Annotated in this window: 15 protein-coding genes; 4 read left to right on the forward strand and 11 right to left on the reverse strand. The window is 70.6% G+C overall.

Going from position 1 to position 19,458, the window contains the following annotated elements:
- Positions 1-112: 112 nt before the first annotated feature.
- A complete protein-coding gene (locus tag BKK80_RS09485; protein ID WP_071012281.1) occupies positions 113-1,039 on the forward strand; it encodes an AraC family transcriptional regulator in 927 nt (308 codons plus the stop codon).
- A 19-nt stretch (positions 1,040-1,058) separates the two neighbouring features.
- Here the strand turns inward: BKK80_RS09485 and BKK80_RS09490 are convergent, their stop codons facing one another.
- Positions 1,059-1,451, reverse strand: coding sequence for a response regulator transcription factor (locus tag BKK80_RS09490; RefSeq protein WP_071012283.1), 393 nt, complete (start codon positions 1,449-1,451; stop codon positions 1,059-1,061).
- Between the two features lie 220 nt (positions 1,452-1,671).
- On the opposite strand from BKK80_RS09490, the gene BKK80_RS09495 reads away from it, so the two are divergent.
- On the forward strand, positions 1,672-6,885 hold the full coding sequence (locus BKK80_RS09495; protein ID WP_071069207.1) for an AAA family ATPase: 5,214 nt from the start codon (positions 1,672-1,674) through the stop codon (positions 6,883-6,885).
- 33 nt (positions 6,886-6,918) lie between these two features.
- Here the strand turns inward: BKK80_RS09495 and BKK80_RS09500 are convergent, their stop codons facing one another.
- From BKK80_RS09500 to BKK80_RS09525, 6 genes are all read right to left on the reverse strand, one after another.
- Positions 6,919-7,215, reverse strand: coding sequence for a XapX domain-containing protein (locus BKK80_RS09500; RefSeq protein WP_071012286.1), 297 nt, complete (start codon positions 7,213-7,215; stop codon positions 6,919-6,921).
- A gap of 77 nt (positions 7,216-7,292) precedes the next feature.
- Complete coding sequence (locus BKK80_RS09505) at positions 7,293-7,721, reverse strand: DoxX family protein (RefSeq protein WP_071012287.1); 429 nt, start codon at positions 7,719-7,721, stop codon at positions 7,293-7,295.
- 11 nt (positions 7,722-7,732) lie between these two features.
- Positions 7,733-9,616 (reverse strand): amidohydrolase, encoded by a 1,884-nt coding sequence (locus BKK80_RS09510; protein ID WP_198173311.1) that lies wholly within the window; start codon positions 9,614-9,616, stop codon positions 7,733-7,735.
- A gap of 146 nt (positions 9,617-9,762) precedes the next feature.
- On the reverse strand, positions 9,763-10,584 hold the full coding sequence (locus BKK80_RS09515; RefSeq protein ID WP_071037134.1) for an alpha/beta fold hydrolase: 822 nt from the start codon (positions 10,582-10,584) through the stop codon (positions 9,763-9,765).
- A 153-nt stretch (positions 10,585-10,737) separates the two neighbouring features.
- Complete coding sequence (locus BKK80_RS09520) at positions 10,738-11,424, reverse strand: hydrolase (RefSeq protein WP_071012291.1); 687 nt, start codon at positions 11,422-11,424, stop codon at positions 10,738-10,740.
- A 233-nt stretch (positions 11,425-11,657) separates the two neighbouring features.
- A complete protein-coding gene (locus BKK80_RS09525; RefSeq protein ID WP_071012292.1) occupies positions 11,658-11,885 on the reverse strand; it encodes a hypothetical protein in 228 nt (75 codons plus the stop codon).
- A gap of 406 nt (positions 11,886-12,291) precedes the next feature.
- Here BKK80_RS09525 and BKK80_RS09530 point away from each other — a divergent pair, with 406 nt between their 5' ends.
- Positions 12,292-12,945: a response regulator transcription factor gene (locus tag BKK80_RS09530; protein WP_071069209.1), complete on the forward strand. Its 654-nt coding sequence runs from the start codon at positions 12,292-12,294 to the stop codon at positions 12,943-12,945.
- A gap of 102 nt (positions 12,946-13,047) precedes the next feature.
- On the opposite strand, the gene BKK80_RS09535 is transcribed toward BKK80_RS09530, so the two are convergent.
- The 3 genes from BKK80_RS09535 to BKK80_RS09545 form a co-directional block, all read right to left on the reverse strand.
- Positions 13,048-13,287 carry a hypothetical protein gene (locus BKK80_RS09535; protein ID WP_071012296.1) on the reverse strand — a complete coding sequence of 80 codons (240 nt, stop codon included), beginning with the start codon at positions 13,285-13,287 and terminating at the stop codon, positions 13,048-13,050.
- A 159-nt stretch (positions 13,288-13,446) separates the two neighbouring features.
- A complete protein-coding gene (locus BKK80_RS09540; RefSeq protein ID WP_071037133.1) occupies positions 13,447-13,905 on the reverse strand; it encodes a (2Fe-2S)-binding protein in 459 nt (152 codons plus the stop codon).
- A gap of 58 nt (positions 13,906-13,963) precedes the next feature.
- A complete protein-coding gene (locus tag BKK80_RS09545; protein WP_071069211.1) occupies positions 13,964-16,255 on the reverse strand; it encodes a xanthine dehydrogenase family protein molybdopterin-binding subunit in 2,292 nt (763 codons plus the stop codon).
- 240 nt (positions 16,256-16,495) lie between these two features.
- On the opposite strand from BKK80_RS09545, the gene BKK80_RS09550 reads away from it, so the two are divergent.
- The gene (locus BKK80_RS09550) at positions 16,496-17,146 is read left to right on the forward strand and encodes a TetR/AcrR family transcriptional regulator (protein ID WP_071012301.1); all 651 of its coding nucleotides are present in this window, start codon (positions 16,496-16,498) and stop codon (positions 17,144-17,146) included.
- A gap of 13 nt (positions 17,147-17,159) precedes the next feature.
- Here BKK80_RS09550 and fusA read toward each other — a convergent pair whose 3' ends face one another.
- On the reverse strand, positions 17,160-19,208 hold the full coding sequence (gene fusA / locus BKK80_RS09555) for an elongation factor G (protein ID WP_071069213.1): 2,049 nt from the start codon (positions 19,206-19,208) through the stop codon (positions 17,160-17,162).
- Positions 19,209-19,458 lie beyond the last annotated feature (250 nt).

The raw sequence follows: 19,458 nt of genomic DNA on the forward strand, positions 1-19,458 counted from the left end.
GGCCGCGGGACGCACGGCCGCGGGACACATGGCCGCGGTATCGGGGAGGCGATTCGCCTGCTATGCTCAGGCGAGCCGCGCGCGCTTTCCTCGGCGAGCCTCTCCCTGATCCATGCATATCGACACAAGCCCAAGCCCTGCCAATAGCAATGGCGCGACATCCTGTCCACTCGACGCCTTCGGTTGCGCCGGTGACAAGCTCGCCGACGACCAGGAACTGGTGGGCAGCGACGTCCGCTTCCACCGCAAGCGCACGGCCGGCGAGGGGGCTAGCCAGGTGGTGATGCCGGCAGCGCCGCGCGGTTTTCTCGTCGGCGTGTCCTTGCGCGAGGGACACCGCCGCCGCATCTTCGACGGCCGCCGCGGACGGACGCACGAATTCGCCGCCGGCTCGGTCTATGTGCGCAGCCTGGGCGAGGACTACAAGGCAGACTTCGACAACGGCTTCGACTTCATCCTGATCGAACTGCCGCGCCCCTTCATCGAGCGCACCGGCACCGAGCTGGGGCAGGCCTCGCTGCACGGGCTGCGCGCCGTGGCGGGCGAGCCCGACCCGGTGCTGGCTCATCTGGCGCGGGCGCTGGTGCCCGCGCTGCAGCAGCCGTCGCACGCGCAGCGGCTGTTCATCGACCAGCTCGGTCTGGCCGTCGGCACCCATCTGCTCGGGCGCTACGGCGAGGCGGGCGCTGCCGCGGCGGCTGCGGCCAGGCGCCTGGCGCCGCGCTGCCTGGCCAAGGCCAAGGAAATGCTGGCGGCCAACATCGCCGGTGACCTGTCGGTCGCCGATGTGGCGGATGCCTGCGGCTTGTCGCGCAGCCATTTCACGCGCGCCTTCCATGCCTCGACCGGCCAGACGCCTCACCAATGGCTGATGGCGCAGCGGCTCGAACATGCCTGTGCGCTGCTGCGCGATTCCCGGCTGCCGCTGGCCCAGGTGGCTGTCGCCTGCGGCTTTGCCGACCAGAGCCATTTCACGCGCGTGTTCTCGCGTACGGTCGGCGCGGCGCCGGGCAACTGGCGCCGTCAGGTGTGCGCCTGAGCGGGGCGGGGGGCGCACTTCAGCCGGCGCGCCCGGCGCCGCGCTGACGGGCGAGTGCCTGCTCGACGCAGCGGATCATGTCGATATCGAGGAAGGGTTTGCTGAGGAAGCCGCAACCGTCGAGCTCTTTCGCACGCTCGCGGTAACGCGCTTCCGGGAAGGCCGTCATGAAGACCGCCGGGATGTCGAGCCCGCGCGCGCGCAGTTCGGCGTGCAGCGCGAAGCCGCTCATCGCGGGCATCTGCACATCCGTGACCAGGCAGCGGATGGCATCCAATCCGGGCGAGCGCAGCAGGTCGGGGCCGCTCGCGTACAGCTCGACGGCCAGGTTGAAGGAGCGCAGCAGGCTCCCCAGTGCTTGTCTTACGGAGACGTCGTCGTCCACGATGGCGATCACCGGGGTTGCGGTCACGTGGCCTTCCTTGTTAGTCGCGAGGGCGGCCGGAGCCCGCCGCACGGACGCCGGCGCTCGCATTGCGCGCATTGGACTCAGCCTAGCGCCGGCGCCGGGCAGGTGGAATCATACGTAGGTATTGTGCGGCGTGGGCGGATGCCGGCCGCGCCCGCGGCTATACTGGGCCGCGCCGGACGTGGCGTACCCGGCGCCGATATCACGTATTTCCCAATCCCCGATGAATCCCTTGCATCACTACCGGCTCAGCTACTTGCTGGATGGCGAAATCGCTTTCCTGCGCGGGACCGCGCCGGGATGCGAGCCCGTGCTGCTGGCCGTGGCCGGTGCGGCCGCGGACGCCGGCGCGGTACAGCGCCGCTTCGAGCACGAGTACTCACTGCAAGCCGTGCTGCGCCCGCAGTGGGCGGTGGTGCCGGCTGCGCTGACGCGCTTCGATGGCCGGCCCGCGCTGGTTGCCGCCGATGCCGGCGGCATGCCGCTGGCCCTGTCGATGGGCGGGCCGCTGCCTGTGCCCGATTGCCTCGATATCGCCATCGCCGTGACCGAAGCCCTGGCGGCCATGCACGACGCCGGCCTGGTGCACCTGGATATCAAGCCGGCCCACCTGCTGGTGGCGCCGGACCGGCAGCGGGCGTGGCTCACGGGTTTCGGCATCGCGGGCGCCGCCGCCACGATCCGCACGCGGCCGGCGGCGCCGATGCTGGCCGGCACGCTGGCCTACATGGCGCCGGAGCGGGCGGGCCGGGGCGGCATGCCGGTCGACGCGCGCGCCGACCTGTACGCGCTCGGCGTGGTCTTCTACCAGATGCTGACCGGTGTGCTGCCGCTGGAGGCCGACGAGCCCGTCGGCTGGGTCCACAGTCATCTTGCCCGGCAGCCGCTGGCGCCCGCCGAGCGCCAGGCCGGCGTCCCTTGGGAACTGTCGGCCATCGTGATGCGCTTGCTGGCGAAGGCACCGGCCGAGCGCCATGCCGGCGCGCATGCCCTGCTCGCCGATCTCAGGGCCTGCCGCAATGCCTGGCGCAGCGGCAGCGGGCTGCCGGCTTGTGCCGAGGCCGATGGCGATACCGCCGCGCCGGCCGGGCTGTACGGGCTGTACGGACGCGGGCGCGAACTCGAAGCCCTGCGCAGGCTGCAGCACGCGGCGATGGCGCCGGGCGTGCCGGCACCGGCGCTGTCCACGGTGCTGGTGACGGGGCGGGCGGGCATCGGCAAGTCCGCGCTGATCGGCGCCTTCTGCCGTGCACAGGAAGCCGCCGGCGGCGTGGTGGCACGGGCGAAGGCGCATCCGCAACGTGGCGGCACTCCGCTGGCGGCGGTGGCGGAAATCTGTGCCGACCTCGCGCGCCAGTCCTGCGATTCGGCGCAGGCGCGGCGCCAGGGCTGGGCGGCGGCCATGGCGGCTGCACTGGGCGACGACCTGGGCGCGTTCAGCGAGGTGGTGCCGGCGTTCGCCGCCTGGCTGCCTCCGCAGGCGGGCCGCGAGCCGCGCGCCGGCCTTACCGCGGCGCGCTTCGCGCAAAGGCTGCGCCGCCTGCTGGCGGTGTTCGGCACCGTGGCGCCGCCCCTGACCGTGGTGCTGGACGACCTGCAATGGATGGATGCGGGCTCCCTCGAGGTCTTCGCCGCGCTGGCCCGCCGCGGACCCGCCCAGCCCTTGCTGGTGATCTGCTCCTGCCGCAGTGAGGCGCTTGGCGATCCGGTACCCGGCCACTGGCTGGCGGAACTGCGTGCCCAAGGGGGCCTGCGCGGCGAACTGGCACTCGATGCGCTGGATGGTGCGGCGTTGTCCGCGCTGGTCGCCGGCACGCTGGGCTGCGGCAGCGACCGGGCGCAGGCGATCGCGCGGCTGGTGGCACGCCGGACCGGGGGCAACCCGCTGTTCTTCCTGCGCTACCTCTATGCCCTGCAGCGAGCCGAGCTGCTGCCGGCGGAGGGCGGTGGCGTTCCCGAGGGCGAGGTGCCGGGTGGCTTCGACGCCGACGCCGCGCAGGCCGACCTGCCGGCCTTGCTGGGCCGGGAACTGCGCCAGCTGCCGCAGCCGGCGCGCACATGGCTCGGTGCCCTGTCTTGCCTGGGCGGCAGCGTCTCGCCAATGGCCGCGCGGCTGGCCTGGCAGGCCGCGCAAGCGGCGGGCGAGGCGGCGCAGGACGGTGCCGCCCTGGAGGCGGTGGCGGCGCCCGCCCTGGCGGCGGGCCTGCTGGTGCCGGCCGGGGACGGCTTCCTGTTCTCGCACGACCGCGTGCAGGAGGCTGCCTACGCAGCGCTGGAAGCGTCCGGCCGCTCGCTGATGCATCTGCGGCTGGCACGCCTGCTGGCGCGCGAGCCTGCCGACAAGCTGTTCGCCGCCGCCGACCAGTTCCGGCGGGGCGGGGCGGCCATCACCGACGAGGCGGAGCGCATCGCGGCGGCCCGCCTGATCCTGGAGGCCGGCGCGCGCGCGCTGCGCACCACCGACTATCGATCGGCCAGCGCCTATTTCGCTGCCGGCGAGCGCTTCCTGCCCGCGCAGCCGTGGGAGCGCGAGCCCGCGCTGGCGTTGGCGCTGGCTCAGGGCCGCGCCGAGAGCGAGTTCGCCAGCGGGCAGCCGGCTGTCGCGGCCGCCATCCTGGAGCCGCTGGCCAGGAGGGCGCCCGACGTTTCGTCGCTGGCCGAGATCACGCGCCTGCGTGTGGCCGTGCATACGGCGCTGGACCAGGCGGACCGGGCAGCCGAGATCGGGCTGGAGTTCGTGGCCGGCGCGGGACTGGTGTTCCTGCCGGGCGCCGACTGGCAGGTGGAGCAGGCCTATCGCCGCTTCCTGCAATTGCTCGGCGGGCGGCCGCTCGAAGCGCTCGCCCGTCTGCCGCGCATGCAGGATGCGACCTGGCGCGCCACCATGAGCGTGCTGACGGAAATGATGTCGCCGGCGTCCTGCCTCGATGCCAACCTGCGTGACCTGATTCCCGCCTGGATGGCATCGATCAGCCTGTCGCACGGCAATGATGAGGCGTCCTGCATGGCCTACGTCCACCTCGGCATGGCCTTCGGGCCGCGCCTGGGCGACTACCCGTCGGGCTACCGCCTGGGCCGGCTCGGCGTGGAACTGGCGGAGCGGGAGGGCACGGGACGCATGCGCGCCAAGGCCAGGATGCACTTCGGTGCCTTCCTGCTGCCCTGGACCCAGCCGCTACAGGGCGGGCGCGAACTGATCGAACACAGTTTCGACGAGGCCAGGCGGAGCGGCGACGTCAACCTGGCGGGGGACAGCCGCCACCGGCTCGTGACCCAGTTGCTGAGCGGTGCCGAGCCGCTGGCGGACGTGGAGGCCAAGGTCAACGCCGGCCTGGCCTTCGGGCACGCGCAGCGGCTGGGCCGCGTGAACGATATCCTCGGCGCGCAATCGCGCTATATCGCGGTGCTGCGCGGGCGCGCACCGTGCTGGACGGCGCCTCTGCCCGGCGAGCCTGCGCCGCAGGCAATCGAGGCCCGCCTGGGCGCGGACAGGCGCCTGGCGGTGGCTGCCTGCTGCTACTGGGTCCGCAAGCTGCAGGCGTGTTTCGCGCTGGATGACTGGCGCGGCGCGCTGGAAGCGGTGGAACGGGCCGAGCCGTGGCTGTGGACGGTGAGCGGCTTCCTCGAGGCCGCGGACTATCACTTCTTCAGTGCACTGGCGCTGGCCTGGGCGCCGCCGGAGGGCGGGCGCGCGGCAAGCGACGCCGATAGCGGACGGATGGCAGCCATGGCCCGGCACCGGGAACCCATCGAGGCCTGGGCGCGGCAGAGCCCGGTCAACTTCGGCGCGCGTGCCGCCTTGCTCACGGCCGAGGCGACGCGCCTGGGCGGGGATGTGCTGCAGGCGATGCGGGGCTACGAACAGGCCGCACGGCTGGCGCGCGAGCAGGACCTGCTGCACGAGGAAGCGTTGGCCTATGAGTTGTGCGCGCGTTGCTGTTTCGGTCAGGCCTTGTCCACGGTCGGACTGGCCTATCTGCGCCGCGCGGTCGATGCCTACGGACGCTGGGGCGCGCAAGGCCAGGTGGCGAAGCTCGAGGCGCTGCTGCGCGCCTTGGACAACACCGCCTCCGGCCTGGCCAGCGCGGCCCACGACAGCGTGCCAGGCGCGGCCGAGCTGCCGGCCACTTATATCGGGCCGGCCGCGCAGCTGGACCTGGACACCGCCATCCGCGCCACCCAGGTGCTGGCCGGCGAGATGCGCCGCGAGCGCTTGATCGAGGCGCTGCTGACCACTACGCTCGAGCATGCCGCCGCACAGCGCGGACTGCTGTTCCTGTGGCAGGGCGGCAGCTTGCGGCTGGCCGCGCTGGCGACCACGCAGCCGGCCGGCATTTCGGTTGAACTCGATCCGGGGGAAGCGTCGGGAGAGGTGCCGTACCCGCGCACGATCGTCGCGGCGGCGCTCGCCGTGCGGGCGGACCTGATCCTCGACAATGCCAAGGCGCATGCGCGCTACGGGCAGGATCCCGATGTGCGGGCGCGCAGCGTGCGCTCGGTGGCCTGCCTGGCGCTGGTCAAGCAAGGCGAACTGGTGGGGCTGCTCTACCTGGAGAACAACCTGGCCGACGGCCTGTTCGGCGGGCGCCGCATCAGCCTGCTGCCCATGCTGGCCTCGCAGGCCGCCATCTCGCTGGAGAACGCGCGGCTCTATGACGAGCTGTTGCGGGAGAACCAGGAGCGCGAACGGGTGCAGGCGGAACTCGCGCACGCGTCGCGGGTGGCCACGCTGGGCGAGCTGGCTGCCTCGATCGCGCACGAGGTCAACCAGCCGCTGACCGGCATCGTCACCTACGGCGGCGCCTGCCTGCGCTGGCTCGACCGGCCCCAGCCCGAGCTGGGCGAGGCGCGCCAGGCGGTCGAGAGCATGATTGCCGAAGGCCTGCGCGCGAGCGAGGTGATCCGCCGCATCCGCGCGCTGGCGCGCAAGGACGAAGTGCGCCGGCAACCCTTCGCACTGGGCGAGCTGGTCGGCGAGACCCTGGCGATGGTGCGGCACCAGGCCGAGTCGCACGGCATCGCCATCGTGCGGCACGAAGCGCCGGGCCTGCCCGACGTGGCGGGAGACCGCATCCAGGTGCAGCAGGTGATCATCAACCTGTTGGTCAATGCCATCCAGTCGATGGCTTCATGCCCCGGGCAGGCGCACGAATTGCTGGTCTGCCTCGCGCGGCACGAGGACGATGGCAAGGTGCGGCTGCGCGTCGAAGACAGCGGGCCGGGGATCGAGGCGGACCAGATCGGCAAGCTGTTCGGCGCCTTCTATACCACGCGCAAGGAGGGCCTGGGCATGGGGCTGTCGATCTGCCGCTCGATCCTGGCGGCGCATGGCGGCAGCATCTGGGCCGAGTCCCCGGCCCGGCCCGACGGCATGCCAGGGCCGGGGGGCGGCGCGGCCTTCAGCTTCACGCTGCCGGCATGGCAGCCCGACGCCTGAGGCGCGCGCCGCCGCCGCACGGCGAGGCCGGCGTCAGCGCGCGGCCGGCGGCGGCTGGTCCGGCGATGCTTCGGCTTCGGTGCGCGCGGCGACCAGCGTGGGCGCAGGCGTGCCGGTGATCTTGGGCACGCATTCGCTGCGGAACCACGCCACGCTGACGGGCTCGCCGGCCAGCATGCGCTTGACGGGCGGTACCACCTGTTCGCCGATCAGCATGCCGAGCAGGCCGATCAGGGCGACCGCGGGCGGGGCGGGCGAGCGCACCTGCAGCAGTGCATAGATGATGCCGACCAGGATGCCGGCGGCGAGCGAGACGATGTAGACCTTCATGATGTTCTCGATGTCACGGTGTCATGGGTTGAGGTGGAGGGCAGCGGGGGAGAGCGGCCGGCGCGGGTGCCACGGCTTCAGCCGCCGGGCGGGGACCGGTGCCGCCAGTCCTCCCACGCCACCAGCAGGAAGCCGCCCACCAGCCCGAGATGCTCGAAGAAGGCATTGGCCAGGCCGAAGCGCTCGGCCGGCGGCGCCGCCCAGAAGCGGTTGGCCAGGAAGGTGGCCAGCAGCGTGAAGGCGGCCAGCCCGAGCGCACCCAGCCAGCGCCAGCGCCCGCTGAGGATCAGCAGCGAGGCGCCCAGCTCCAGCGCGATCACGGCCGCCGCCAGCGGCGCCGCCGGCGCCAGGCCGAAGTGCTGCATCTCCTGCACGGCGCCGCCGAAGTCGCTCAGCTTGACCAGTCCGCCCTGCAGGTAGGCCGCGCACAGCAGCAGCAGGGCGAGCCAGCGCAGCCAGCGGGGCAGCACGCGCGGGGCGGCGCGGTCCAGGGTCATGTCGGGCATGGCGCGCTCCCTCAGAAGGCCCAGCAGGAGCAGCCCAGCGCGCCCCAGAAGCCGCGCGCGTCGGAGGCCGGCACGTTGGCGGCGAGGGCCGAGGTGTGCGCGTGGCCGTGCACGCCGCAGGCGCTGGCGCAGGCGCAGGCGGCTGCCGCGCTGCGCGCCAGCCCGGCCTTGTCGCGCAGGGCACCGGGGCGGCCCTGGTAGCCGCCGCCGTGGCGTACCGGCGACCAGTCCGGCATGGCCGGCGGCACCACCGGCGCGAGCGGGCCGAAGTCGCCGTCGCCGTACACCACCTTGCCGCCCAGCAGCGTCATCACCGAGGTGATGTCCTGGATCTCGTCGCCGGGCACGGCGAAGTAGTCGGCGGACAGCACTGCGAGGTCGGCCAGCTGGCCCACGGCGATGCGCCCCTTCTTGCCTTCCTCGGAGGAGAACCAGGTGTTGGCCTCGGTCCACAGGCGCAGCGCGGTTTCGCGGTCGAGCAGGTTGGCCTGCGGATACATCGACATGCCGCCCACGGTCTTGCCCGTGGTCAGCCAGTACAGCGAGACCCAGGGGTTGTACGAGGCCACGCGGGTGGCGTCGGTGCCGGCGCCCACCTTGACGCCGCGCTCCAGCATGCGCTTGATCGGCGGCGTCGCTTCGGCCGCGCGCGCGCCGTAGCGCTCGACGAAGTACTCGCCCTGGTAGGCCATGCGGTGCTGTACCGCGATGCCGCCGCCCAGCGCGGCGATGCGGTCGATGTTGCGGTCGCTGATGGTCTCGGCGTGGTCGAAGAACCAGTGCAGGCCGTCGAAGGGGATGTCGCGCGCCACCTTCTCGTACACGTCGAGCGCGCGCGAGATGGTCTCGTCGTAGGTGGCGTGCAGGCGCCACGGCCAGCGCTGCTCGGCCAGCAGGCGGATCACCGGTTCAAGGTCGCTCTCCATCGACGGCGGCATCTCGGGGCGCTCGACGCGGAAATCCTCGAAGTCGGCCGCCGAGTAGACCAGCATCTCGCCCGCGCCGTTGTGGCGGTACAGGTCGTCGCCCTGGCCGGGCTTGACCTGGCCGGACCAGGTGCGGAAGTCGCTCAGCTCTTCCTTGGGCTTCTGCGTGAACAGGTTGTAGGCCAGGCGCACCGTCAACTGGCCGTCCTTGTGCAGTTCCTCGATGATCTGGTAGTCCTCGGGGTAGTTCTGGTAGCCGCCGCCGGCGTCGATCACGCCGGTCACCCCGAGCCGGTTCACCTCGCGCATGAAATGGCGCGTGGAGTTCTTCTGGTACTCGGGCGGCAGCTTGGGGCCCTTGGCCAGCGTGGCATAGAGAATGGTGGCGTTGGGCTTGGCCAGCAGCAGGCCGGTCGGATTGCCGTTGCCGTCGCGCACGATCTCGCCGCCCGGCGGGTTGGGCGTGTCCTTGGCGTAGCCGACCGCGCGCAGTGCCGCGCCGTTGAGGATGGCGCGGTCGTACAGATGCAGGATGAAGACCGGGGTATCGGGCGCGACGGCGTTCAGTTCGTCGATGGTCGGCAGCCGTTTCTCGGCGAACTGGTGCTCGGTGAAGCCGCCCACCACGCGTACCCATTGCGGCGCGGGGGTACGCGCCACCTGCTCCTTGAGCATGCGCATGGCATCGGCGAGCGAGCGCACGCCGTCCCAGCGCAGTTCCATGTTGTAGTTCAGGCCACCGCGGATGATGTGCATGTGGCTGTCGATCAAGCCGGGGATGGCGCGCCGGCCGCCGAGGTCCACGACCTGGGTCGAGCTGGCGGCCAGGCGCATGATGTCATCGCGGCGGCCGACCGCGGCGAAGCGGCCATCGCGGATGGCAACGGCGTCGGCCTGCGGGTTGGCCGGGTCGAGGGTGGCGAACTTGCCGTTGACGAGGATCAGGTCCGGAGGCGTCGAAGCGTTCATGGCGAATGTCCTGGTGGCGGCTGCCGCGCCGAGGGCGGCGGCGCCGGCGATGAATTGCCGGCGTGTCAGCGGCAGCTGCGGTTGGCCCGGTCGGGGCGAAAACAGGCCGTCCCGGCCTGCCTGGGAGTCGCGGGACGGCATGGGCGTCAAGCGTTCAGGAAGGCCAGCAGGTCGGCATTGACCTTGTCCGCGTCGACCACGCACATGCCGTGCGAGCCGCCGGGATAGATCTTCAGCGTGGCGTTCTTGACGATCTTGGCGCTGAGCTTGCCGGCGTCATCGATCGGCACGATCTGGTCGTCGTCGCCGTGCAGGATCAGCGTCGGCACGTCGATCTTCTTCAGGTCCTCCGTGTAGTCCACCTCGGAGAACTCGCGGATGCACAGGTACTGGCCGAGGATGCCACCGGTCATGCCCTGCGCCCAGAAAGCGTCGATGGTGCCTTGCGACACCTTGGCGCCGGGACGGTTGAAGCCGAAGAAGGGGACCGCCAGGTCCTTGAAGAACTGGGAGCGGTTTTCCGCCGTGTTCTTGCGGATGCCGTCGAACACGTCCATCGGCAGCCCGCCCGGGTTGGCCGCGGTCTTCAGCATGATCGGCGGCACCGCGCCGATCAGCACCGCCTGGGCCACGCGCCGGGTGCCGTGCCGCCCGATATAGTGCGCTACCTCGCCGCCGCCGGTCGAATGGCCGACCAGCGTCGCGCCCTTCAGGTCGAGTGCCTCGATCACCGCCGCCAGGTCATCGGCATAGGTGTCCATGTCGTTGCCCTGGGCGGGCTGGCCGGAGCGGCCGTGGCCGCGGCGGTCGTGGGCGATCACGCGGAAGCCGTGCTGCACCAGGAACAGCATCTGGGCGTCCCAGGCGTCGGCGTTGAGCGGCCAGCCGTGCGAGAACACTACGGGGCGGCCGGCGCCCCAGTCCTTGTAGAAGATGCGGGTGCCATCCTTGGCGGTGACGTAGCTCATGCTGTGTGCTCCTGAGGCGTGGTGGGTGCGGGCCTGCGGCTTGCCGGTGGCGCCGCCTGCGCGGCGGCGCCAGCCGTAGCGGCCTGCATGTCCCGCCGCGCGGCTTGCCCGCGCATCGAGGTGCTTCGGGGTGGGCTGCCGGCGGCGCGGCGATCAGCGTGCCGGCACCGGCGCGATGGACTCGTGGGTGGTGGCGGTGCGCTGGGGTGCCTTGTGCACCATGGTGTAGGCATAGTCCACGCCCATGCCGTAGGCGCCGGAGTGCTCCTTGACGAGCTGCATCACGGCGTCGTAGGTGTCGCGGTGCGCCCAGTCGCGCTGCCATTCGAGCAGTACCTGCTGCCAGGTCACGGGCACCACGCCGGCCTGGATCATGCGCTGCATGGCGTAGTCGTGGGCTTCCTTGCTGGTGCCGCCGGAGGCGTCGGCCACCATGTAGATCTCGTAGTCGGTGTCATGCATGGCCGACAGGGCGAAGGTGAGGTTGCAGACCTCGGTCCACAGGCCGGAGACGACGATCTTCTTGCGGCCGTTGGCGGCCAGGGCGTCGCGCACCTTCTGGTCGTCCCAGGAGTTCATCGAGCTGCGTTCCAGGGTCTTCTGGCCGGGGAAGACATCGAGCAGTTCCGGGTAGGTGAAGCCGGAGAAGGACTCGCTCTCGACCGTGGTGATGGTGGTCGGGATGTTGAAGATCTTGCCTGCCTTGGCCAGGCCCACCACATTGTTCTTCAAGGTCTGGCGGTCGATCGACTGGACGCCGAACGCCATCTGGGGCTGCTGGTCGATGAAGATCAGCTGGCTGTTCTGCGGGGTCAGGACTTCGAGTTTGGCGTTCGACATGATGTCTTCCTGAAGTAAGAGGGGGCGGAAACTGCGCCGCTCTGGCAGGATAAGGCGCCAGGGCGGACAGCGCGGGTTGCTTGCGGAAAGTGCGCTCACCGCCGCGCTGCGGCGCGTGATACGCGCTGGTGCCGGGTCGAAGCTCGCCTGGCAACCGCACGGAAGGCTAAACCCGGCGGTGGCCGGAGGCCATTGTCTGTTCGTATTACCTGTGTGCCGTCGAGGCGGACACATCAGGCGGACACATCGCCGTGGTCCGGGCCGGCGCCGCGCGCCCCGTCGGTGAATGTGTCGAGCTTGCCGCTGCGCGCGCCGTCGCTGTAGACGTCATGGCTGCGGAAGGTGTAGCCGTAGGTATCGGCGGCGTTCGGTTCACGCGCGCCGGCGCCCGGCGCGGCGGTGAGGGCGGCCAGGGACAGCAGCAGGGTGGAAACGATCCTGCGGGAAACGATGTGGCTCATGATGTGCTCCAATGCCATTGGTTATTGAGTTTTATAGAATGTCTGCGTTTCGCTTCATCCCGTTCATGGGCTCAACTATAGGGCTGGTTCAGGTATCTTTTCAGGCATATTTGAGGTTGAGTTATTCAAAATATTTGAATATAGATTCCGGCACCTATAATCGGAGGACTGTTGAAGCGGGAGGGGATCCGGCGTCCTTGCGAGCCTCGGCGACAGGAAGCCATATGGGGCGGTCAGAGTGCTGTGCACGCGATTGCATCGCCTGCGATTAAAAAGCGCAAACAGGATCAAGGCGCAGCACAAATTGACAAGGCAGCGGCGGTCGCATGGCGTAGATTCCGCTGCAGAGCGCTGAGCCGGCCGCGCGGGGCGGCCGGATCGGCGACGAGGGGAAGAAGGAGGGGCTGTGACACGACAGAACTTGGAACCGGCCGAAGCGGGCACCCGGGATGACGCCCTGGTGCTGGTGGTCGATGACGATGCGGCACTGCGTGGGGCGCTGGGCTGCCTGTTCCGTTCGATCGGGCTGGAGGTCGCACTGTTCGGGTCGGCCACGGAGATGCTCGAATTCGCCATGCCGGACGTGCCGTGCTGCCTGGTGCTCGATGTGCGCCTGCGTGGCCCGAGCGGGCTGGACCTGCAGGCGCGCCTGGCGCAGCGGGGCGTGCACGTGCCGATCATCTTCATGACGGGCCATGGCGATATCGCCATGACGGTGGCCGCCATGAAGGCCGGCGCGGAGGACTTCATGACCAAGCCCTTTCGCGACCAGGACCTGCTCGATGCGGTGTCGGCGGCGCTCGACAAGGACCGCCGCCGGCGCGAGGCGGGGCGGCGCACGCAGGCGCTGCGCGCCAGTTTCGAGACGCTGACGCCGCGCGAGTCGGAGGTCATGGGGCTGGCGGTGTCCGGCCTGATGAACAAGCAGGTCGCGGGCCGGATGGGGATCAGCGAGGTCACCGTGAAGATCCATCGCGGACAGGCCATGCGCAAGATGAAGGCGCGCACCTTCGCCGAGCTCGTGCTGATGGCGCAGCAACTCGGCATCTGCCACGCCTGAGGGCGCTGAGCGGTACGGACTCCGGCCGCCTCCCGTGGCGGGGCGGAGCACGGCAGGCAAGAGCGGCCGGCAGGTGCCGTCCGTGCCGCGATGGCGCGCTGGCTACAGTGCGCGCAGGGCGTGGCTCAGCACGTGGGCCGCACGTACGGCGGCGTCGAAGGAGCGATCGCAGGCCAGTTCGCGGCCGGCGATGCGGATCGACCAGTATCCCTGCACACGCTCGCAGGACAGCCGCCGCTCTTCCATCTGGTCCGAGAACCAGCGCCAGAGGGCGGCGTCCTGTCCGTTGGCATGGACGGCCGCGCGCAGTCGGATCAACTGAAGGCTGGTGGTCTCGGTCATCGCTATCCTCTGTGCGGTACGGATGCAGCGGCCGAGGGTCAGGGAGCCGGCGCGGTCTGCCAGTCACAGCTTAGAGCGAAGCGGGCATCGACGCCGCTGTGCTTGCGGGCAGACTTCCTAGGGCATGGGTTTAGCGGGCTCAGACCATGGTATGAGGGTTCAGCCCTCCGGCTTTGCCGCGGCGCGGTGGATCGCCGCGCGGATGCGCGGATATGTGCCGCAGCGGCAGATATTGCCCGACATGGCGGCATCGATGTCCGCGTCGGTGGGCCGCGGCGTCTGCTTCAGCAAGGCGCAGGCCGACATCAGTTGGCCGCTCTGGCAATAACCGCACTGCACCACGTCGAGTTCCGTCCAGGCGGCTCTGAGCGCCTGCGCCTGCGGACCCTGCAGCCCTTCGATGGTGGTGATCTCCTGGTTGCCGACCGCGCTCAGCGGGGTCACGCAGGCGCGTACCGGCGCGCCGTCCAGGTGGACCGTGCAGGCGCCGCACAGCGCCATGCCGCAACCGAACTTGGTGCCGGTCATCTTGAGTTCGCCGCGCAGCACCCACAGCAGGGGGGTATCGGCTTCGGCCTGCACGTCAACGGCCTTGCCGTTGATCTTCAGGGTGGGCATGTCGGTCTCCGGTCGGGATGGGCCGTGATGGCGGGAGTCTGCGCGGTATCTGCGCTGGTCAGGCCGGCCGCAGCGGCAGGGCGCGCTGGCGTTGGCCGGTCAAGGCGAACAGCGCGTTGGCGACGGCCGGCGCGATGGGTGGCGTGCCCGGTTCGCCCACGCCTTCGGGAGCGTCCTGGCTGGACATGATCTCGGTCTCGATGCGCGGGCATTCGTGCATACGCAGCACGGGGTAGTCGTGGAAGTTGCTCTGCTGCACCTGGCCGTCGACCACCTTGATTTCGCCATGGAGGGCGGCCGACAGACCGAACAGGATGGCGCTCTCCATCTGCTGGCGGATCAGGTTCGGGTTGACCGGCGTGCCGCAATCCACCACGCACACCACACGATGCACGCGGATGCGCTTGCCTTGGCCCTGGTCCTGGCCGAGCGAAACCTCGGCCACCTGCGCCACGATGGAGCCGAAGGACTGGTGCAGGGCGACGCCGCGCGCGCGCGGGCTGCCGTCATCGGCCGGCGCCAGCGGCTTGCCCCAGTCGGCCAGCGCGGCGGCCCGCCGCAGCACGGCCAGGTGGCGCGGATGCTGCGCCAGCAGCGCGGCGCGGAAGGCGACCGGATCCTGGCCCGCCGCCGCCGCCACTTCGTCGAGGAAGCTCTCCTTGAAGAAGGCCTGGTGCGAATGGCCGACCGAGCGCCAGAAGCCGACCGGTACCGGCAGGTCGACGATTTCGTGGGCGATGCGCGCGTTGGGCCACTCGTAGGGCTGGTCGAAGGCGCCCTCGGACGTGGTCTTGTCCGGACCCGCGCCGGGCAGGCCGAAGCTGCGCTTGAGCACATTGGGCATGATGGCCTGGCCCGCCGAGGTGTTGCGCCAGGCCACCAGCTTGCCGTCGGCATCGAGCCCGGCCTGGAAGCGCGAGACGCAGGCAGGGCGGTAGAAGTCATGGCGGGTGTCTTCCTCGCGCGACCAGATGGTCTGCACGGGCCGCCCGGGCATGGCGCGCGCGATGGCGGCGGCCTGCGCCACGTAGTCGGCCTCCAGGCGCCGGCCGAAGCCGCCGCCGAGCAATTGCACGCGCAGGTCGACCTTGTCGGCGGCGATGCCCAGCACCTTGGCCACGTGGTCGCGTGCGATGCCCGGCACCTGGGTCGAGGCCCACACCGTGGCGGCGCCGTCTTGCGCCTGCACGGTGCAGTTGACCGGCTCCATCGCCGCGTGTGCCAGGTAGGGCGCGCGGTACTCGGCGCTGACCTTGCGCGCGGCGCCGGCCAGCGCGCCGTCGACGTCGCCGCGGCTGAAGTAGGCGTGGCCGTCGGCCTTGTCGAGCGTGGCCGCCAGCTGGGTGAAGATGGCGTCGCTGGACGTGCTGGCGGCCGCGCCGTGGTCCCATTCGACCGTGACCTGCTTGAGCGCGCGCATGGCGTGCCAGGGCGTGTCGGCGATGACCGCCACGCCGCCGCTGCCGCCGTGGTAAGGCTCGACCGCCAGCACCTTGTGCACCCCCGGCAGGCGCGCCGCGGCGGCGCCGTCGAAGCGCGCCGCCTTGCCGCCCAGCGTGGGGCACATGGCGACGCTGGCGTAGAGCAGGCCGTCGGGTGCGGCGTCGATGCCGAAGCGGGCCGAGCCGTCGAGCTTGGCGGCGGCCTCGATGCGATGCAGCGGCTGGCCGACCAGCTTGAAGCGCGCGGGCTCCTTCAGTGCCACCTTGTCCGGACGCGGCTGCTGCGCGGCCAGCGCCGCCAGTTCACCGAAGGTAGCGCTGCGGCCGGAGCCGTGCAGCACCTTGCCCGATTCGGCGCGGCACTCCTGCGCGGGCACCTGCCACTGCGCGGCAGCGGCGCCTACCAGCATGGCGCGCGCCGAGGCGCCGGCTTCGCGCATGGGCAGCCACAGGTCCTTGATGCTGGAGGAGCCGCCGGTCATCATGACGCCGATCTCGCGCATCAGCTTGCCGGTCATCCATCCGGCCGCGCGCTTGAGCGCACCCTGGTCGTCAGGGTGGAAGGGCAGGCCGTCGACGGTGGCCGCGACGTTGTTGTAGATCTTGTCGATGGGGGACTGCTCGATGCGCACTTGCGACCAGTCGGCATCGAGTTCCTCGGCCAGCAGCATGGCCAGCCCGGTGTACACCCCCTGGCCCATCTCGGACTTGCTCATCATCACCGTGACGGTGTTGTCCGGCGAGACCTTGAGCCAGCCGTTGAGCGCCGCCTGCGCGGGGCCGAGCGGCAGCGGCTCGGCGGTCAGCAGACGCTGGCGCGCCGGCATCACCGACCAGCCGACCACCAGCGCGCCCGCGGCACCGACGGCGCCCGCGCTGGCGCGCAGGAAGGTTCTTCGACTGACCATGCGTTGTCTCCTGGTTCCGGGGCGGTATCCGCAGGGCTTGGGGAGCGATCCGTGGACGATGTGCCACGGCGGCAGCGCCGCGCGTCCGGCCGCGGTGGCCGCCGTGCTTTTCATGTTGACGGCGACAACATAAACTAGCGATGTAAGCACTGTCAACATCGGTTCGGCAAAGTGCGCGCGTTTGAATCGGCCTGTCCGCTGCAGGCATTGCGTGCCACACATCCCGGCCCGGAGGCCTCCATGAATCCACCCGCGTCGCGCGCCAAGGCCGCGCCTTACCATCACGGCGACCTGCAGCCGGCCCTGCGGGCCGAGGCAGAGCGCATCCTGCAGACACGCGGCGTCGCCGAGGTCAGCCTGCGCGAAGTGGCGCGCGGCGTGGGCGTGTCGCATGCCGCACCCTATCGCCATTACGCGAACCGGGACGCGCTGCTGGCAGACGTGGCCGCGCGCGGCTTCGAGCGCCTGCACGCGCGCTTCGAGGCCCTGCCGCGGCGCCGCAAGGCGGCGCTGCGCTTCGCCGACCTGCTGCGTGCCTATCTCGAGTTCGCTGCGGCCGAGCCGGCCATCTACCGCCTGATGTTCGGCCCGGAGTTGCGCAAGGCGGACCATCCCCAGCTCGCCGCGGCGGGCTTCCGCGCCTTGGACGCAGTGCGCACGGCGATCGAGGCGCTCGACATCGCGCGGCCGGCGACCGCCGAGGCGATGGCGGCGTGGAGCCTGGCGCACGGGCTGGCCTTGCTGATCCTCGATGGCCGCATCGAGTTCGAACCCGGCGTGGACGAGCCCATCGACCACCGGGCCCTGGCGCAGCGGGCCGGGGAGATCTTCCTGGCGGGCCTGCAGGCGCGGGTGCCGCCACGGCAGCGGCAGCCGCGCCCGCGCGCGTAGGCGACGGAGGCGCTCAGCCCGACGCTTCGCCGCGGGCCTTGTGGCGCGATGCCATCTGGTCCTGCTGCGCGGGCGGCACCGGATCGTAGTGGCTGAACTGGATGGTGTAGCTGCCGTGCCCGCCGGTCAGGCTGTTCAGGCGCGTCTGGTAGTCGTTCAGTTCGGCCAGCGGGATCTTGCCCATCACGACGACGCTGTGGCTGGTCGCGCCGCGCGTGCCGCGCACCTGGCCGCGCTTGGCCGACAGGTCGCCGATGATGTCGCCCATCGCCGCCTCGGGCGTGAGCACCTCGATGTCGACGATCGGCTCCAGCACGCTCGGCCGCGCCTTCAGCACGGCGTCGATGAAGGCCTTGCGTCCTGCCGTGGCGAAGGCGACCTCCTTCGAGTCCACGGGGTGGCTCTTGCCGTCGTACACGGTGACGCGCACGTCCTGCATGGGGAAGCCTGCCAGCGGGCCGCTGTCCAGCACCTGGCGGATGCCTTTTTCGACAGCCGGCAGGAACTGGCCCGGAATCGCGCCGCCCTTGACCGCGTCGATGAACTCGAAGCCGCTGCCGCGCGGCAGCGGTTCGACGCGCAGCATGACCTCGCCGAACTGTCCGGCACCGCCGGTCTGCTTCTTGTGCCGGTGCTGGCCCTCGGCCTTGCCGCCGATGGTTTCGCGGTAGGCGATCTTGGGCGGCCGCGTGACCACCTCCAGCTTGTACTGTTCGGTCAGGCGCTCCAGCAGGCAGCGCAGGTGGAACTCGCCCAGGCCCAGCACCACCGTCTCGTTGGTGTCGGCCGGATGCTCGATGCGCAGGCAGGGATCCTCGGCGCCGAGCTTCTGCATCACCTCGGCCAGGCGCTGTTCCTGGCCGCGCCGCGCGGGCTCGATCGCCAGGCCGTAGATCGGCGTGGGGAAGTCCAGCGGCACCAGGTGGATGTCGCCGTCCTCGCTGGCGTCGTGCAGCACCGCATCGAAGCCGATCTCGTCGATCTTCGCCACCGCGCAGATATCGCCCGGACCGGCGCGCGGCACCTCAGTGTGCTCCTTGCCCTGCAGCAGCAGCAGGTGGGACACCTTGAACGGCTGGCGCCCGGCGCCGATGTAGAGCTGGCTGTCGCGCGCGACCGTGCCCTGGTGGATGCGGAACAGCGCCAGCTTGCCGATATAAGGGTCCACCACGATCTTGAAGACATGCGCCAGCACGTGCTTGCCGGGATCGGGTTCGGCCCGCACCGCTTCGCGCTTGCCGTTCGCCTCGCGGTAGAACAGCGGGGGGTTGCCTTCGGCGGGATTGGGCAGCAGCCGCACGAACACGTCGAGCAGTTCGGCGATGCCCGCGCCGCTGGCGGCCGAGGTGAAGCAGATGGGCACCAGGTGGCCTTCGCGCAGCGCGCGCTCGAACGGCGCGTGCAACTGCTCGGGCGTGATGGCCTGGTCCTGCTCCAGGTAACGCTCCATCAGCTCCGGGTCGATCTCGATGACCTGGTCGACCAGCGCGTCGTGCGCCGACCCCACAGAAAGAAAATCCGCCTCGCCGGACGGATCGAAGAAGCAGTCGACGACCTGGCCGGCGTGGGCCGCCGGCAGGTTGATGGGCAGGCACTCCTTGCCGAAGGCCTCCTGGATGTCGGCTACCAGGGCGGGCAGGTCGATCTTGTCGCAATCGATGCCGTTGACCACGATGAGCCGGCACAGCTTGCGCGCGGCCGCCCAGGCCATCATGTGGCGCGTGGTCATCTCCACGCCGGTCTGCGCATGGATCACGATGACGGCGGTCTCCACCGCCGGCAGCGCGCTCAGGGCGAGGCCGGCGAAGTCGGGATAGCCCGGGGTGTCGATCAGGTAGAGGCGGGTGTCGGCGTGGTCGAGGTGGGTGACGGCGGAGGTGAGGGAGTGGTGATACTTGCGTTCGAGCGGGTCGGAGTCGCACACCGTGGTCCCGCGCTCGACGCTGCCCGCCGCGTGCAGCGCGCCGCCCCGGTGCAGCAGTGCCTCGATCAGCGAGGTCTTGCCGCCCCCCGCATGGCCCAGCAGGGCAATGGTACGAATTGCATCGGGACCGCGAAGCATGGTCGCCCCCTCGTGCAGCGATGGCAGATGCCAGTCAGTGAGCCCATTATTGGCGAAATCGGCCGCGGCGCCAAATGCTGTGCAGGGCGCGTGTTGGACGCCGTACGCTCACGACTGTCCTGCTTGCGGAACAGTGTATTGCGACTTTCAGGGTTTTCCCTGATACAAGCCCTGCGCTACAGTGCACCATGCCGTTGCTGCAGCGCGGGATGTCCAGTGCGGTGCAGCGAGCGGCGCGACTGGCCGTGCC

This window comes from Cupriavidus malaysiensis, from assembly GCF_001854325.1.
In the GTDB taxonomy this organism is placed as follows: Bacteria; Pseudomonadota; Gammaproteobacteria; order Burkholderiales; family Burkholderiaceae; genus Cupriavidus; species Cupriavidus malaysiensis.

What these genes read in the sequence shown, in the direction of transcription:
- BKK80_RS09485 (WP_071012281.1), top strand. Translation starts at nt 113, where the DNA reads ATGCATATCGACACAAGCCCAAGCCCTGCCAATAGCAATGGCGCGACA.
- BKK80_RS09495 (WP_071069207.1), top strand. Translation starts at nt 1,672, where the DNA reads ATGAATCCCTTGCATCACTACCGGCTCAGCTACTTGCTGGATGGCGAA.
- BKK80_RS09500 (WP_071012286.1), bottom strand. Translation starts at nt 7,215, where the DNA reads ATGAAGGTCTACATCGTCTCGCTCGCCGCCGGCATCCTGGTCGGCATC.
- BKK80_RS09505 (WP_071012287.1), bottom strand. Translation starts at nt 7,721, where the DNA reads ATGCCCGACATGACCCTGGACCGCGCCGCCCCGCGCGTGCTGCCCCGC.
- BKK80_RS09510 (WP_198173311.1), bottom strand. Translation starts at nt 9,616, where the DNA reads ATGAACGCTTCGACGCCTCCGGACCTGATCCTCGTCAACGGCAAGTTC.
- BKK80_RS09515 (WP_071037134.1), bottom strand. Translation starts at nt 10,584, where the DNA reads ATGAGCTACGTCACCGCCAAGGATGGCACCCGCATCTTCTACAAGGAC.
- BKK80_RS09520 (WP_071012291.1), bottom strand. Translation starts at nt 11,424, where the DNA reads ATGTCGAACGCCAAACTCGAAGTCCTGACCCCGCAGAACAGCCAGCTG.
- BKK80_RS09525 (WP_071012292.1), bottom strand. Translation starts at nt 11,885, where the DNA reads ATGAGCCACATCGTTTCCCGCAGGATCGTTTCCACCCTGCTGCTGTCC.
- BKK80_RS09535 (WP_071012296.1), bottom strand. Translation starts at nt 13,287, where the DNA reads ATGACCGAGACCACCAGCCTTCAGTTGATCCGACTGCGCGCGGCCGTC.
- BKK80_RS09540 (WP_071037133.1), bottom strand. Translation starts at nt 13,905, where the DNA reads ATGCCCACCCTGAAGATCAACGGCAAGGCCGTTGACGTGCAGGCCGAA.
- BKK80_RS09545 (WP_071069211.1), bottom strand. Translation starts at nt 16,255, where the DNA reads ATGGTCAGTCGAAGAACCTTCCTGCGCGCCAGCGCGGGCGCCGTCGGT.
- BKK80_RS09550 (WP_071012301.1), top strand. Translation starts at nt 16,496, where the DNA reads ATGAATCCACCCGCGTCGCGCGCCAAGGCCGCGCCTTACCATCACGGC.
- fusA (WP_071069213.1), bottom strand. Translation starts at nt 19,208, where the DNA reads ATGCTTCGCGGTCCCGATGCAATTCGTACCATTGCCCTGCTGGGCCAT.